General features: G+C 70.1%; 17 protein-coding genes. 12 read left to right on the top strand and 5 right to left on the bottom strand.

Annotated elements, in window-relative coordinates; translation table 11 throughout:
- Nucleotides 1-20 precede the first annotated feature (20 nt).
- Entirely contained in the window at nt 21-1,115 is a 1,095-nt protein-coding gene (locus AC3EGR_RS24585; protein ID WP_488549165.1) for a class I SAM-dependent methyltransferase, read from the bottom strand.
- Nucleotides 1,116-1,132: 17 nt separating this feature from the next.
- Here AC3EGR_RS24585 and AC3EGR_RS24580 point away from each other — a divergent pair, with 17 nt between their 5' ends.
- The 8 genes from AC3EGR_RS24580 to AC3EGR_RS24545 all read left to right on the top strand — a co-directional run bounded on the left by AC3EGR_RS24580 (nt 1,133) and on the right by AC3EGR_RS24545 (nt 7,909).
- Nucleotides 1,133-1,894, top strand: coding sequence for an SDR family oxidoreductase (locus AC3EGR_RS24580; RefSeq protein ID WP_488549164.1), 762 nt, complete (start codon nt 1,133-1,135; stop codon nt 1,892-1,894).
- Nucleotides 1,894-2,262: a dihydroneopterin aldolase gene (locus AC3EGR_RS24575; protein ID WP_488549163.1), complete on the top strand. Its 369-nt coding sequence runs from the start codon at nt 1,894-1,896 to the stop codon at nt 2,260-2,262. The genes AC3EGR_RS24580 and AC3EGR_RS24575 overlap by 1 nt, the downstream gene beginning before the upstream one ends.
- A 200-nt stretch (nt 2,263-2,462) precedes the next feature.
- A complete protein-coding gene (locus AC3EGR_RS24570; RefSeq protein WP_488549162.1) occupies nt 2,463-2,636 on the top strand; it encodes a hypothetical protein in 174 nt (57 codons plus the stop codon).
- Nucleotides 2,637-2,682: 46 nt separating this feature from the next.
- A complete protein-coding gene (gene ttcA / locus AC3EGR_RS24565) occupies nt 2,683-3,603 on the top strand; it encodes a tRNA 2-thiocytidine(32) synthetase TtcA (RefSeq protein ID WP_488549161.1) in 921 nt (306 codons plus the stop codon).
- 31 nt (nt 3,604-3,634) lie between these two features.
- A complete protein-coding gene (locus tag AC3EGR_RS24560; RefSeq protein ID WP_488549160.1) occupies nt 3,635-4,240 on the top strand; it encodes a DUF4136 domain-containing protein in 606 nt (201 codons plus the stop codon).
- Between the two features lie 52 nt (nt 4,241-4,292).
- Nucleotides 4,293-4,937 (top strand): histidine phosphatase family protein, encoded by a 645-nt coding sequence (locus tag AC3EGR_RS24555; RefSeq protein ID WP_488549159.1) that lies wholly within the window; start codon nt 4,293-4,295, stop codon nt 4,935-4,937.
- Entirely contained in the window at nt 4,906-6,099 is a 1,194-nt protein-coding gene (locus AC3EGR_RS24550) for a DSD1 family PLP-dependent enzyme (RefSeq protein ID WP_488549158.1), read from the top strand. The genes AC3EGR_RS24555 and AC3EGR_RS24550 overlap by 32 nt, the downstream gene beginning before the upstream one ends.
- Nucleotides 6,100-6,118: 19 nt before the next feature.
- Nucleotides 6,119-7,909, top strand: a complete 1,791-nt coding sequence (locus tag AC3EGR_RS24545) for a lysoplasmalogenase family protein (protein ID WP_488549157.1) — start codon at nt 6,119-6,121, stop codon at nt 7,907-7,909.
- A gap of 91 nt (nt 7,910-8,000) precedes the next feature.
- Here the strand turns inward: AC3EGR_RS24545 and ruvB are convergent, their stop codons facing one another.
- Entirely contained in the window at nt 8,001-9,062 is a 1,062-nt protein-coding gene (ruvB, locus tag AC3EGR_RS24540) for a Holliday junction branch migration DNA helicase RuvB (RefSeq protein WP_488549156.1), read from the bottom strand.
- 58 nt (nt 9,063-9,120) lie between these two features.
- Nucleotides 9,121-9,696, bottom strand: a complete 576-nt coding sequence (gene ruvA / locus AC3EGR_RS24535) for a Holliday junction branch migration protein RuvA (protein WP_488549155.1) — start codon at nt 9,694-9,696, stop codon at nt 9,121-9,123.
- A 27-nt stretch (nt 9,697-9,723) separates the two neighbouring features.
- Here ruvA and AC3EGR_RS24530 point away from each other — a divergent pair, with 27 nt between their 5' ends.
- Both AC3EGR_RS24530 and ybeY read left to right on the top strand, forming a co-directional pair.
- Nucleotides 9,724-10,662, top strand: a complete 939-nt coding sequence (locus AC3EGR_RS24530; RefSeq protein ID WP_488549154.1) for a PhoH family protein — start codon at nt 9,724-9,726, stop codon at nt 10,660-10,662.
- Entirely contained in the window at nt 10,662-11,108 is a 447-nt protein-coding gene (gene ybeY, locus AC3EGR_RS24525) for an rRNA maturation RNase YbeY (protein WP_488549153.1), read from the top strand. Before AC3EGR_RS24530 ends, ybeY begins: the two co-directional genes overlap by 1 nt.
- A 35-nt stretch (nt 11,109-11,143) precedes the next feature.
- Here ybeY and dtd read toward each other — a convergent pair whose 3' ends face one another.
- Nucleotides 11,144-11,584 (bottom strand): D-aminoacyl-tRNA deacylase, encoded by a 441-nt coding sequence (dtd, locus tag AC3EGR_RS24520; RefSeq protein ID WP_488549152.1) that lies wholly within the window; start codon nt 11,582-11,584, stop codon nt 11,144-11,146.
- Nucleotides 11,584-12,501, bottom strand: a complete 918-nt coding sequence (locus AC3EGR_RS24515; protein WP_488549151.1) for a cation diffusion facilitator family transporter — start codon at nt 12,499-12,501, stop codon at nt 11,584-11,586. Before AC3EGR_RS24515 ends, dtd begins: the two co-directional genes overlap by 1 nt.
- Before the next feature lie 37 nt (nt 12,502-12,538).
- Between AC3EGR_RS24515 and AC3EGR_RS24510 the strand changes: the two genes are divergently transcribed.
- Both AC3EGR_RS24510 and AC3EGR_RS24505 read left to right on the top strand, forming a co-directional pair.
- Nucleotides 12,539-13,987 carry a sensor histidine kinase gene (locus AC3EGR_RS24510; protein WP_488549150.1) on the top strand — a complete coding sequence of 483 codons (1,449 nt, stop codon included), beginning with the start codon at nt 12,539-12,541 and terminating at the stop codon, nt 13,985-13,987.
- Nucleotides 13,984-14,604: a response regulator transcription factor gene (locus AC3EGR_RS24505; protein WP_488549149.1), complete on the top strand. Its 621-nt coding sequence runs from the start codon at nt 13,984-13,986 to the stop codon at nt 14,602-14,604. The genes AC3EGR_RS24510 and AC3EGR_RS24505 overlap by 4 nt, the downstream gene beginning before the upstream one ends.
- Nucleotides 14,605-14,743 lie beyond the last annotated feature (139 nt).

Genomic DNA, 14,743 nt, shown 5'->3' with positions numbered 1-14,743 from the left:
CAGGACGAGAACCTTCGGGTTCAAAGCGTGTGGGTGCGGTCCCCGTAGCGGAAGCCGATCGCGTTCCAGAACGGGCCGCGCTGGAAGCCGATCACCTTGAACAGCTCGCCCATCTCGTGTTCGGCCACGAGCCGCTGCGCAGCGGCTTGCTGCGCGATGGGCAGCGAGGCCATGCGCTCGCCGATGCCGCAATTCACGAGAAAGCGCCCCTGCGTCGCATAGCCCAGGGCCGGCAGCCCGGCCTCCTGCGCCGCCACCGCGATGCCGGTGAAGTCGACGTGCGCGGTGATGTCCTTCTCGCCCGGCGCCTCCAGTGGGTCGGGATCGGCCAGGTGCCCGCGGTGGCACATGAGCGTGCCCATGTGGCGTTGCGGGTGGTAGTACTCCGCCTCGGGAAAGCCGTAGTCGATGAAGAAGGCCGCGCCCGCCTCCATGCGTTCGCCGAGCGTGCGCACGAAGGCCTGCGCGTGGTGGTGCAGTTCGGCGATGTAGTCGTGCGTGCCCGTGGGCTCCAGCGGCGGGCGCAGGTGCGTCAGCACGTCGGACCAGGCGAGCTTGCCGTCCTGCACCGTCACGCCGCGCTCGTGCCACAGCAGGTTCTTGCGCACGATCAGCTTGACCGGCATCGCATCGAGCACTTCGTTGCCCACCACCACCCCGCGCATCTTCTCGGGCAGTTCGCTGGCCCACTCGACCTGGTCGGCGAACGGCGCCAGTGCCTGCTGCTGGCGTTCGCGCAGCGAGGCCGAGAGTTCCACGATGGTGTAGCGCTGCACGCGTGCATGCAGCACCTGCAGCAGTTCGCGCGCGAGCGCGCCGGAGCCCGCGCCGAACTCCCAGATCTCGTTGGTGTCCGTGTGCTGCAAGGCTTCGTCCACCTGCACGGCCAGGCACTGCCCGAACAAGGGGCTCATCTCGGGTGCCGTGGCGAAGTCGCTGCCCGACCCCGGCATGGTGCCGAACTTGCGCGAGGTGTTGGCGTAATAGCCCAGCCCCGGCGCGTACAGCGCCAGCGCCATGTAGCGGTCGAAGGGGAGCCAGCCGCCGCCGCGCGCGACCTGTTCGGCGATCAGCCTGTGCAGGCCGCTGGTTACACTGCTCGCATGGTTTTCCACCGAGCGATTGTCCGCCAATGAAGGGCGCCTCAGGCCGCACTGTGCTGGTCACCGGCGGCGCGCGTCGGCTCGGCCGCGCCATCGCGCTCGACCTCGCCGCGGCCGGCTGGCAGGTCGCCGTGCACTTCCGCGGCTCGGACGCGCAAGCGCGCGAGACCTCCGCGGCGTGCGCCGCGCATGCGCCCTCGGATGTCTTCCAGGCCGACCTGGCCGACGAGCCGCAGGCCCGGGCCCTCGTGCCCGCCGTCGTGCAGCGCTTCGGCCGCCTCGATGCGGTGGTGAACAACGCCTCGCGCTTCGAGCACGACGATGCGCGCAGCTTCACGGCCGCCACGCTCGCCGCGCACATGGCCGCCAACACGGCGGCACCCGTGCTGCTGGCGCAGGCACTGGCTGCGCACCTGGAGCAGCGCGACGGCCAGGGCGCCGTGGTCAACCTGCTCGACCAGAAGCTGTGGAACCCGAATCCGGACTTCCTCAGCTACACGCTGTCCAAGGCGGCGCTGGAAGCGGCGACGACGCTGCTGGCGCAAGGGCTGGCGCCGCGGCTGCGCGTCGTCGGCGTCGCGCCGGGCCTCACGCTCACCAGCCACCTGCTGCCGCAGGAAAAGTTCGAGCAGTTGCACAAGCTGTCGCCGCTGGGGCGCTCGTCGACCCCCGAGGACGTCGTCCATGCGGTGCGCTTCGCCCTGGAGAACGGCTCCATCACCGGAACCACCCTGCTGGTCGATGGCGGCCAGCACCTGATGAAGTTCGACCGCGATTTCTCGCTGATGTGATGAGCAAGGCCGGCACCCAGATCCTCACCCTCGAAGGCCTGCGCTTCGACGCCAACCTGGGCATCCTCGAGCACGAGAAGTCGGCGCCGCAACCGATCCGCGTCGATGCGGAGCTGAACCTCGGCACCCAGCCACTGCTGCCGAGCGACGACGACATCATGCATGTGCTGGACTACCGCAAGGTCCGGCGGATCATCATCGAGGAGTGCACGGCGACGCACGTCAACCTCCTCGAGACCCTGATCGGCAAGCTGGCGCACCGCCTGATGCAGCTGCCCGGCGTGCTGGGCGTGCGGGTGCGCATCGCCAAGCTGGAGATCTTCGACGACTGCGAAGTCGCGATCCGGGTCGAAACGGGGCTCTGGTAGCGGGACGGCGCGTGGCAAGAGCTGACCACCGCGATCAGGCGCCGCCAACCGGTTCCCGCCGCCTCCGGCTGCCAGGTCCTTGAGCTCCAGCGGCTACGGGTAAAGGGCGGCAGCGGCGGTCCCTTGCGCGGATAGGCAGGCCACCCCGGCGGCGACCAAACTGCCGCATGGCCACCCCAAGCCGGGCATCTCCCGCATCCTTGCTGCGTCGCTGCGCCTGCGCCGGCCTGCTCGGCCTGGCGGGTTGCACCATCCCTTTCTCCCCCGGCGATGCCAAGCCGGGGACCTTCACGCCCTTCCCCTCGGGCGCCGCGAGCAGCAGCTATCCGGCCGAGGGCCAAGGCATGCGCGGCGGCCCCGGCACCCCGCCGTGAAGCCCCGCGCGGGCATTGCGCCGCGCGGGATGCGAAAATCGGGCGCATGAGCGCCGTCTGGATCGAACAGGAACCCGCCCCGGCGGAACAGGACCGCCGCATCGGGCGCGAGAACCACAAGCTCGAGAAGCGCCTGTGCCGCCTCGTCGGGCAGGCGATCGGCGACTACAACATGGTCGAGGCCGGAGACAAGGTCATGGTGTGCCTGTCGGGCGGCAAGGACAGCTACGCCCTGCTGGACATCCTGCTGAAGCTGCGCGCCCGCGCCCCGGTGGACTTCGACATCGTGGCCGTCAACCTGGACCAGAAGCAGCCCGGCTTCCCTGAGCACATCCTGCCCGACTACCTGAAGGCGCTGGGCGTGCCCTTCCACATCGAGGAGCAGGACACCTACTCCATCGTCAAGGACAAGATCCCCGAGGGCAAGACGATGTGCAGCCTGTGCAGCCGGCTGCGCCGCGGCATCCTGTACCGGGTGGCCGACGAACTGGGCGCCACCAAGATCGCCCTGGGCCACCACCGCGACGACATGCTGCAGACGCTGTTCCTGAACATGTTCTTCGGCGGCAAGCTCAAGGGCATGCCGCCCAAGCTGGTCTCCGACGACGGCCGGCACATGGTGATCCGGCCGCTCGCCTACGTGAACGAAAAGGACCTGGTGCGCTGGGCCGGGGTGCGCGCCTTTCCCATCATCCCCTGCACGCTGTGCGGCAGCCAGGAGAACCTGCAGCGCAAGCAGGTGGGCGCGATGCTCCAGGACTGGGAGCGCAGGTTCCCCGGCCGGCTGGACAACATGCTCCACGCGTTACAGAACGTCGTGCCCTCCCACCTGGCGGACGCGTCCCTGTACGATTTCAAGGGCCTGGCCGCCAGCGGCCAGGCAAGCCCGGACGGGGACCGTGCCTTCGACCACGAGGACTTCCCCGCCCCCGCGGCCCTGCCTGCCCTGCAGGTCATCAAGCTCTGAGGCGCGGCCCGCGCCTCGTTCGGGAGGTCGCATGGTGCGTACGATGAAGTTCCTGGCGGCCGCCGCGGCCGCACTGCTGCTGCTTTCCGGTTGCGCCAGCACCTACCTGCTGGACAACCAGGTCCAGACCTTCTCCCAGCTCGCCGCGCTGCCGGCGCAACCCACGTTCCGCTTCGAGCGCTCGCTGTCGCAGCAGGCCGACCCGGCGCAGCAGGCGCTGGAGGCGCTCGCCGATGGCGCCCTGTTCCGCGCCGGCCTGCGCCGAGACGACAGCGCGCCGAAGTTCAGCGTGCAGGTGAGCGCGCGGACCGAGCAGGTGCTCTCGCCCTATGCCTCTCCGTATTGGGGTGGGTGGGGCGGCGGCTGGAGCATAGGCCTGGGCGGCTCGCACGGGGCGATCGGCTTCGGCGGGCCCTGGCCGCGGGCGGACTCCTACTGGTTCCGGCGGGAAGTGAGCGTGGTCGTGCGCGAGCTGCCCACCAACCGCATCGTGTACGAGACGCACGCGCACAACGACGGGCCGGTGCTGGACAACCGGGTGGTGCTGCCGGCCATGTTCGACGCCGCCATGCAGGGCTTCCCCAATCCGCCTCCGGGCCCGCGCCGCGTCGACGTCCAGCTCGGCGCCAATTCGTAACACGTCCGTTGCGCCGGTTCGGTTTGCCGGGGAGCTCCCTACAATCGCCGCCATGGAAGCCACCCGCATCATTGCCGTCCGGCATGGTGAGACGGCCTGGAACGTGGACTCGCGCATCCAGGGCCAGCTCGACATCCAGCTGAACGACACCGGCCGGTGGCAGGCGCGGCGCGTCGGCTCCGCGCTCTCGTCCGAACAGCTCAGCGCCATCTACTCCAGCGACCTCGCCCGGGCCCACGAAACCGCGCGCGCGATCGCCGACGCGGCCGGCGTGCCGGTGGTCGCCCTGCCGGGCCTGCGCGAACGCCGCTTCGGCATGTTCGAGGGCAAGACCTTCGACGAGATCCAGAAGAACTGGCCGGAAGACACGCTCAACTGGAAGCGCCGCATCCCCGAATGGCAGCCGCCCGAGGGTGGCGAGTCGCTGCTGCAGCTGCGCGAACGCGTGACGCGCACCGTCAGCGACGTCGCGGCCCGGCACTGCGGCGAGCAGATCGCCGTCGTGGCGCACGGGGGCGTGCTGGACACGCTGTACCGCATCGCCACCGGCCAGGAAGTGAACTCGCCGCGCACCTGGCAGCTGCCCAACGGAGCGATCAACCGGTTGCTGTGGACGCCCCAGGGCTTCACCCTCGTGGGCTGGTCGGACACCCAGCACCTGGAACATGCCTCCATCGACGAAAACACCTCTTTCTGAGGACCTCAAGCGGCTGGTCGGCCAGCCCGCCTCCGCCATCGACACCCCGGCCCTCGTGGTCGACCTCGACGCCATGCAGCGCAACCTCAGCCGCATGGCGGAGTTCGCGCGCAAGCACGAGATGCGCTGGCGGCCGCACGCCAAGATGCACAAGAGCGCGGCGATCGCGCGGCTGCAGATGCAGGCGGGTGCCGTCGGCGTGTGCGTGCAGAAGACCAGCGAGGCCGAGGCCATGGTCGCGGGCGGCGTGCACGACGTCTACATCAGCAACGAGGTGATCGCACCGGCGAAGCTGGCGCGCGTGGCCGACCTGGCGCACCAGGTCGCCGCCGAAAGCGGCCAGCTCGCCATCGCGGTGGACAGCCTCGAAGGCGTGCAGCGGCTAGCGCAGGCGATGAACGAGCGCCGGCGCGGCGGCCCGCCCGCCGTCATCGACGTGTTCGTGGAACTCGACGTGGGCCAGGGGCGCTGCGGCGTGACGCCGGGCCAGTCGGCGGTGGAGCTCGCGCTCGAAGTGCGCAAGCACGCGCCCCTGCGCTTCGCGGGCCTGCAGGCCTACCACGGCAAGGCCCAGCACCTTCGCAGCGCGCGCGAGCGACGCGAAGCGATCGCCGGGGTGGCGCGCGACGTGCGCTTCACGAAGAAGCTGATCGAGGACGAAGGCCTGGCGGTGGGCCTGGTCACCGGCGCCGGCACCGGCAGCATGCTGTACGAGACGGCCAGCGGCGTGTACGGCGAGCTGCAGGCCGGCTCCTTCCTGTTCATGGACGCGGACTACGCGGCCAACGAGCGCGACCCGGCGCAGCCGGCGTTCGAGCACGCGCTGTTCGTCAAGTCGCAGGTCATGAGCTCCGGCCTGTTGCACGCGGTGTGCGATGCCGGTCACAAGAGCCACGCGATCGACTCCGGCCTGCCGAAAGTGCTTGCCCTGGAGCCCACCGGCGAGCTGGACTACGGCAACGGCGGGGACGAGCACGGCATCCTGCGGCCCGCGCGCGGCAACCAGCGGGTGCCGCGGCTGGACGAAACCGTGTGGCTCATTCCCGGCCACTGCGATCCCACCGTCAACCTGCACAACCAGATGATCGGCGTCGTGGGCGGGCTGGCCAACGGGCGGGTGGACAAGATCATCCGGGTCGATGCCCGTGGCGCCCTGAGCTGAACGGCACCAGAATCGGGGCATGCAGTTGTCCCCGAGCCAGGTCATCGTCCTCGCGACACCGGTGTTCTTCCTGCTGATCGGCCTCGAGTTCGCCTGGGGCCGCTGGCGCGGGCGCGACACCTACCGCCTGAACGACGCGGTCAACAGCATCTCGCTGGGCGTCTTGAGCCAGGTCAGCGCCGTCCTCACGCGCCTGTTCCGCGTGGGCATCTACACCGCGGTGTTCTCCTGGGTCTCGGCGTGGCACGCGGACGCCTTCTGGACTTCCGTTCCGGGCTGGCTGCTCGCGCTCCTGTTCTACGACTTCTGCTACTACTGGCTGCACCGCGCCGGCCACGAGACGGCCTTGTTCTGGGCGGCGCACGTGGTGCACCACCAGAGCCAGGACTACAACCTGTCGACGGCGCTGCGCCAGACCAGCTCCGGCGCGCTGCTCGGCTGGGTGTTCTACCTGCCGATGGCCATCGCCGGCGTGCCGCCCAAGGTGTTCGCGGTGGTGGCGCTCGTCGACCTGCTGTACCAGTTCTGGGTGCACACGGAGCACGTGGGCAAGCTCGGATGGTTCGACCGCTGGTTCTGCTCGCCGTCCAACCACCGCGTGCACCATGCGGTCAACGACGGCTACCTCGATCGCAACTACGGCGGCATCCTGATCGTGTGGGACCGCCTGTTCGGCAGCTTCCGCGAGGAAGACGGGGAGTGCGTGTACGGAACGCGCGCGCCGCTGGAAAGCTGGGACCCGCTGTGGTCCAACCTGGAGGTGTACTGGGCGCTGGCCAGGGACAGCTGGCACGCACGCTCCTGGGCGGACAAGCTGCGTGTGTGGTTCAAGCCACCGGGCTGGCGGCCGGCGGACGTGGCGCAGCGTTTTCCGAAGGCGCCCTTCGCCATCGAGCGCGTGAGGCGCTACCACCCGCCGATGACGCGCGCGGTGGCGTGGTTCGCGGGCATCCAGTTCGTGTTGCTGCTGCAAGGCGCGACGCTGTTCCTCTGGCATGCGGACGCGATGGCCTTGTCGCAGTCGGTCGTGTGGCTCGCGGTGCTGGCCGCGGGCCTGTGGGCGGTGGGTGCCGTGATGCAGGGGCGCATCGGCATGCTGGAAGTGCTGCTGGTGGAAGTGGCGGCGCTGGCGACGGCGACGGCCGCGGAGGGCTGGATCGGGTTGCACCGGGTGTTCAAGCCGCTGGCGATGGTGCTCGCGATCGCCTTCGTCGCCAGCCGTCCGGGCTGGCTGCGGCAGGAGCGCGCCTTCGACCTGAAGCTGCTCGCGGCCCTGGTCCTGTGCCTGGCCGGCGACGTGTTGCTGATGCTGCCGGGGATGTTCATCCCCGGGCTCGTGAGCTTCCTGTGCGCGCACCTGTGCTACCTCGCGCTGTTCAAGCAAGGGCAGCGCTGGTTTCCCAGCGGCACGGTGCTCGCGGGCACGCTGGCCGCGGCGGTCGTGATGTACGCGGTCCTGTTCCCGCACCTCGGGCCGGTGCTGAAGGTCGCGGTGGCCGCGTATGCGGTGGTGATCGCGCTGATGGCGGCGCAGGCGATCGGACGCGCCGGTGTGTTGCGCAACCGCGCCGCAACCGCGGTGGCCATCGGCGCCGTGTTCTTCATGCTCAGCGACGCGCTGCTGGCCATCAACCGCTTCGCGCAGCCCCTGCCGATGGCGCAGTTCTTCGTGCTGGCCACCTACTACGTCGCGCAGGTGCTGATCGTGCGGAATGCGCGGGCGGGGGTGGCGCAGCCGGTGGGGTTCGGCGCTTCGCTGCCTCACCACCACCCTACAAATTCGACCTCAGCCTACGGCGGTTCCACGTAGGGTGGCGGCGGCCGACGGCCGCCGGACGGTGAGCACAGCGAACCCCACCGTGCCCGCAGTCCCTCCACTCCCCCACCGTACCCGCAGCGCCTCAGCTCTCGAACAATTCCCCGCCCGCCGCATTCGGCGGCACCACGCCCAGGTGCCGGTACGCCGCCATCGTCGCGATGCGGCCGCGCGGCGTGCGCTGCAGGTAGCCCTGCTGGATCAGGTAGGGCTCGATCACGTCCTCGATGGTGTCGCGCTCCTCGCCGATGGAGGCCGCCACGTTGTCCAGTCCCACCGGGCCACCGTCGAAACGGTGGATCACCGCCTCCAGCAGCTTGCGGTCCATCACGTCGAAACCGAGCGGGTCCACGTCCAGCATGGCCAGCGCCTTCTGCGCGATGTCCTGGTCGATGCGGCCCGTGCCCTTCACCTCCGCGTAGTCGCGCACGCGCCGCAGCAGGCGGTTGGCGATGCGGGGCGTGCCGCGCGAGCGGCGCGCGATCTCGGCGGCCCCCTGGGCGTCGATCGGCGCGGAGAGCAGCCCGGCGCTGCGGTGCACGATGCGCGTGAGCTCCTCCGAGGTGTAGAACTCCAGCCGCGCGACGATGCCGAAGCGGTCGCGCAGCGGGTTGGTGAGCATGCCCGCGCGCGTGGTCGCACCCACCAGCGTGAAGGGCTGCAGGTCCAGCTTGATCGAGCGCGCCGCGGGGCCCTCGCCGATCATGATGTCGATCTGGTAGTCCTCCAGCGCGGGGTAGAGGATTTCCTCCACCACGGGCGACAGGCGATGGATCTCGTCGATGAACAGGACGTCGTTGCGCTCGAGGTTGGTCAGCAGCGCCGCGAGGTCCTTGGGCTTCTCCAGCACCGGCCCCGAGGTCGAGCGCAGGTTCACCCCCAGCTCGTTGGCGATGATGTGCGACAGCGTCGTCTTGCCCAGGCCCGGCGGGCCGAACAGCAGCACGTGGTCCAGCGCCTCGCCGCGCTTGCGCGCCGCGCCGATGAAGATCTCCAGCTGCTCGCGCGTCTTCGCCTGGCCGACGTATTCCGCCAGGCCCTTGGGCCGCAGCGCGCGCTCCAGCGCTTCTTCCTGCGGCGATGCAGGCGCGGCCGACACCACGCGCTTGTCCGGCGCCGGGGCGAAATCGTCGGTCTGGATGGCCATCAGGAAACCTCCCCCCGGCTTGTCCGCTTTCGAGCGACTTCCGACGGCCTTGCTGCGCTCATCGCGAGAGGGCCTTCAATGCCTGCTTGATCCCTTCACTCACGCTCACGTCCTTGGGCAGCGACTTGAGGGCGGCCTGCGCCTCCTTGTCGCTGTAGCCCAGGGCCACCAGCGCCTGCAGGATGTCGCCCTGCGCGTCGTCCACGGCGTGGCCGACCGGGTGGCCGAGGTCGGCGCCGATCTTGCCCTTGAGCTCCAGCAGCAGCCGCTCCGCGGTCTTCTTGCCGATGCCCGGCACCTTCACCAGCCGGCTCGCGTCCTGCTGCGTCACGGCCTGGCCGATGTCGCCCACGCTCAGGCCGCTCAGCACGGCCAGCGCCGTGCGCGGGCCGACGCCGGAAATCTTGATCAGTTGCCGGAAGGTCTCGCGCTCGCCGGAAGAACCGAAGCCGAACAGGATCTGCGCGTCCTCGCGCACCACGAAGTGCGTGAGCAGCGACACCTTCTCGCCCACGCCGGGCAGGTTGTAGAAGGTGCTCATGGGCACGTCGACCTCGTAGCCGACGCCCTGGCAGTCCACCAGCACCTGCGGCGGGTTCTTCTCGGCCAGCGTCCCCGTCAATTTGCCTATCATTGCGTCCCTCTGTCGAGGATTATCAGCTTGATTCTCCGCCACGCCTTCACTCCCCTGAACAACACCCGCCTGTCGCACCTGTGCGGCGCCATGGACGAACACCTGCGCACCATCGAGAACGCGCTGCAGGTGCGCGTCTCCCACCGCCAGGAGCATTTCCGCGTGGAGGGACCCAAGGCCAGGGCGGAGCAGGCGCTCAACGTGCTGCAGGCCCTGTACGAAATGGCCGGCCGCACCATCTCCAGGGAGAAGGTGCAGCTGATGCTGGCCAGCGACGCCACGATGGACGACGAAGATGGCGCACCGGTGTTGCACACCCGCCGCAGCGACCTGAAGGCGCGCACGCCGAACCAGGGCGTCTACCTGGACAACATCGCCGGCCACGACATCACCTTCGGCATCGGTCCGGCCGGCACCGGCAAGACCTACCTGGCGGTCGCGTGCGCCGTGGACGCCCTGGAGCGCAACACGGTGCAGCGCATCGTGCTCACCCGCCCGGCGGTGGAGGCCGGCGAGAAGCTGGGCTTCCTGCCCGGCGACCTGACGCAGAAGGTCGACCCCTACCTGCGGCCGCTGTACGACGCCCTCTACGACCTCATGGGCGTCGAGCGGGTCACCAAGGCCTTCGAACGCAACGCGCTGGAGATCGCGCCGCTGGCGTTCATGCGCGGCCGCACGCTGAACAACGCCTTCGTGATCCTGGACGAGGCGCAGAACACGACGCCGGAACAGATGAAGATGTTCCTCACGCGCATCGGCTTCGGCAGCAAGGCCGTGGTCACGGGGGACGTGAGCCAGATCGACCTGCCCAAGGGCGCCCTGTCGGGCCTGATCGACGCCGAGCGCGTCCTCAAGCGGGTCAAGGGCATCGCCCACACCCGCTTCACCAGCGCCGACGTGGTGCGGCACCCGCTGGTGGCGCGCATCGTCGACGCCTACGACGCCGTGCGCAAGAAGGACGCCTGATGGCGGATGCGGACATCTCGCTGCAGTTCGGCACCTTCGCCGGCGCCGGCGCGCACAAGGCGATCCTGAGCCCCTCGCGCGTGCGCAAGTGGGTGGGAGTGGCGCTGCAGCGCCCGGGCGAGATCGCCGTGCGCATCGTCGGCGACGACGAGGGCCGCTCGCTGAACCGCCAGTACCGCGGCAAGGACTACGCCACCAACGTGCTCACCTTCGACTACGCGCAGGAGCCCGCCGTGTCGGCCGACCTCGTGCTGTGCGCGCCCGTCGTGGAGCGTGAAGCCAGGGAACAGGGCAAGACGCTGGAAGCCCACTACGCGCACCTGCTGGTGCACGGAACGCTGCACGCGCAAGGGTATGACCACGAAACCGGCGAGCGGGAGGCGGCCGAGATGGAGGCGCTGGAGGTCCTGTTGATGGGGGTGCTGGGGTATCCGAACCCGTATTGAGCGACCACCGGTGAGGTTCGCGTCGCCCCGCCGCTTCACCGCACCGTGATGGGAATCGTCACCGGCCCGTCATTGACCAGGTGCACCTGCATGTCCGCCGCGAATTCCCCGGTCTGCACCACCGGATGCGCCTCCCTCGCCCTGGCGACGAAATATTCGTAGAGCCTGCGCCCTTCGTCCGGCGGCGCCGCGTTGGTGAAGCTCGGCCGGTTGCCGCCGCTGGTGTCGGCGGCCAGGGTGAACTGGCTCACCAGCAGCAGCCCGCCGGCCACGTCCTGCACGCTGCGGTTCATCTTGCCCGCCTCGTCGCTGAAGATGCGCAGCTTCAGCAGCTTCGCCAGCAGCCTGTCCGCCTGCCCTTCGGCGTCGCCGCGCTCCGCGCACACCAGCACCAGCAGGCCCTGCCCGATGGCCCCGACGGTCTTTTGCGCCACCAGCACCTTCGCTTCGCGCACGCGTTGCACCACCGCCAGCATCAGATCAGGTCCTCCTCGTCGTCGAAATGCGCTTCCACGTCGCTGGGCAGCAGCTGGATGCTCGCGCGCAGGCCGGGGACGGCGCTCATGAGCGCCTGCTCCACGGAGGCGCGCAAGGCCGCCGCGCGCCCCAGCGTCCAGCCCGCCGGCATGTGCATGTGCATGTCCACGAAGCGCCGCTTGCCCGAGCGCCGCGTGGAGACGTGGTCGAAACGGATCGTCGGGTGGCGGAACTGCTCCAGCGTGCGGTCGATCTGCGCCAGCACCTCCGGCTCCAGCGCGCGGTCCATCAAGCCCTCGGAGGACTTCCACATCAGGTGCACGCCTTCACGCAGGATGTTGGCCGCCACGGCGATCGCCACCACCGGGTCCAGCCACAGCCAGCCGGTCGCCGCCACCAGGCCGACGCCGATGACGACGCCCACCGAGGTCCACACATCGGTCATGAGGTGGCGTGCGTCGCCTTCCAGCGCCATGGAGCGGTGCGCGCGACCCGACTGGAACATCAGCCAGGCCAGGCCGCCGTTGAACGCGGAACTCACCACCGAGAGCACGAGGCCGACGCCCACCTGTTGCAGCGGTTGCGGGTCCTGGAAGCGCAGCAGCGCGGCCCAGGCGATGCCCGCCGCCGCCACGATGATCATCAGGCCCTCGAAGCCCGCGGAGAAATACTCCGCCTTGTGGTGGCCGTAAGGGTGACCCTCGTCGGCGGGACGCGCCGCGATCCTGACCATCAGCAGGGCGAAGGCGGCGCTCGCCAGGTTGACGAGGGACTCCATCGCATCGGACAGGAGGCCCACGGAACCGGTCAGCCACCAGGCCAGGGTCTTGAGGGCGATGGTCAGCGTCGCGACGGCGACGGACCAGCGAAGCAGCACCTGGGGCGGGATGCGCTGCGCGGAGGAAGCCAGGGACATGGCCGCATTGTGCGGGAGGCCCATGCAAGAATGGGCGATGCGACTGCCGAGCCGCTACCGCGCTGCCCTGGCCCTGTGGCTCGCCTTGAGCGTGGCCGGCGGCGTGCTGCTCGCGCGCGCCGAACTGCAGCGCCTGCGCGAAGCCTTCGAGACCGATGCACGCATCGCCCACCGCCTCCTGAGCCAGCGCGCGGTGCAGCACGATGCGGTGCTCGCCACGCTTGCCCTGCTCCAGCCCGGGCCGGACACGCCGGAGCAGCGGCTGCCCGCGCTCTACCCGCAGATCCTCACGGTGCAACGGCGCGATGCGGGCGCGACCTGGCCCGACGCCAGGCTGGCGGCCGCCGAAGCGCGCTCGCGCACGGAGCGCCGCGCCGCCCTGGCCGATGTCGATGTCGCCGCCGGCCGCTATCGCCTGGTGCTCGCCGCCGACCCCGCGAGCTTCGCCGCCACCTTCGACCTGCGGCAGGTCGTGCCCTGGAACGAATGGCCAATGGCGCCGCAGGCCAGCCCGGTGCGAGTCGCCTTGCAACACGAAGCCCTGGAGTACGCGCTGCAGCCTGGCCACGGCAGCGGGCCGTGGCGCTTCCAATTCCGCAAGCATCTCGCCGCGGACAGCCAGCCTTTCGATGTGGTGGCGCAGCGCGCGGTGGGCTGGGCGGAACTGCCCTGGGCCGCGATGCTGGGCTGGGCCGCGGCGATGGCGCTTGCCGTGGCCGCCTGGCAATGGATGCGGCGCCAGCGCGCGGAGCGCGAGCGGGCCGAGGAACTGCTGCGCCTGGGGCAGGTGGCCCGCCTGAACACGCTCGGCGAACTCGCCGCCGGCATGGCCCACGAGCTGAACCAGCCGCTCGCCGCCCTGCTCGCCAACACGCAGGCCGCCCGCCGCCTGCTGGACGACGACCCGCCCGAGATCGCCACCGCGCAGGGCGCCATGCGGCAGGCGGAGGAGCAGGCCAGGCGCGCGGCGGACGTGCTCGCGCGCCTGCGCCGCGGCGTCGAGCGGCCGGCCGCGTCGGCTTCGCTGCAGCCGGTGGTGCTGCAGGACGCGGTGCGCAATGCCTTCTACCTGCTGGAGCCCGAGTTCGCGAAACGCCAGGTGGCGCCCCGCCTCGACGCGGCGAGCGCCGCGCTCGCGGTGCAGGCCGAGCCCGTGGCGCTGGAGCAGATCATCCACAACCTGCTGACCAATGCGCTGCAGGCGCTGGACCAGGTGCCGCCGCGGGAGCGCGCCCTGTCCGTGCAGGTGCACCAGGACCGCGGCCAGGGTGCGCTGACGGTCGGCGACAGCGGGCCCGGCATCGCGCCCGAATTGCTGCCGCGCATCTTCGAACCCTTCTTCACCACGCGCGAGAACGGCCTGGGCCTCGGCCTGAGCCTGTGCGAGAGCCTCGCGGCCGGCATGGGCGGCGAGCTCGGCGTGCAGCCGCGTTCCCCGCGCGGCGCCGCCTTCACCTTGCGCCTGCCGCTCGCCGCCGCCCCATGAACGCGCCGCACTCGCCCCTGATCCACCTGATCGACGACGACGAGGCCGTGCGCAGCAGCCTCGCGCTGCTGATCTCCACCGTGGGGCTGCGCGTGCAGGGCTGGGCCGACCCGCAGCAATTCCTGCGCGAGTTCCCGCGGCAGGACATCGGCGCCATCGTGCTGGACGTGCGCATGGCGGGCATCAGCGGGCTCACGGTGCTCGACACCCTGGTCGCCGAAGGCGTGGACCAGCCGGTGATCATGCTCACCGGCCACGGCACGGTGGAGATGTGCCGCCGCGCCTTCAAGTCCGGCGCCGCGGAGTTCCTGGAGAAGCCGGCGGACGACGAGGCCCTGCTGGAGGCGGTGCAGAACGCGGTGCGGCAGCACGTGGCCTCGCGCGAGCGGCTGGCGGCGGACCGCGTCGCGCGCACCAGGTATGCGCAGTTGTCCGAGCGCGAGAAGGAGGTCGTGGGCTTGATCGTGCAAGGCCTCACGAACAAGGAGATCGGCCGCGCCCTGTCGCTGTCGCCGCGGACGGTGGAGACGCATCGCGCGAACCTCTTCGCCAAGCTGCAGGCGGAGTCGCTGGCGCAGTTGATCCGGGTGTATGCGGCGGTGGTGGAGGAAGGGTGAAACCGGCTGCGAACGCATCCTGTAGATACTGTCTCGCAAGTCAAGCGTGAAGTGCGGGATTGAACGGCTTTCCGGACTTCAGTACACCGTAGGCAATCGCCAGGATCTTGCGCATCAGGGCACCGAGGACGAGTTTCTT

Source organism: Ramlibacter sp. G4-7 (assembly GCF_057784995.1).
Note: the sequence above shows the minus strand (reverse complement) of the source record. Positions and strands in the feature narration are given on the sequence as shown.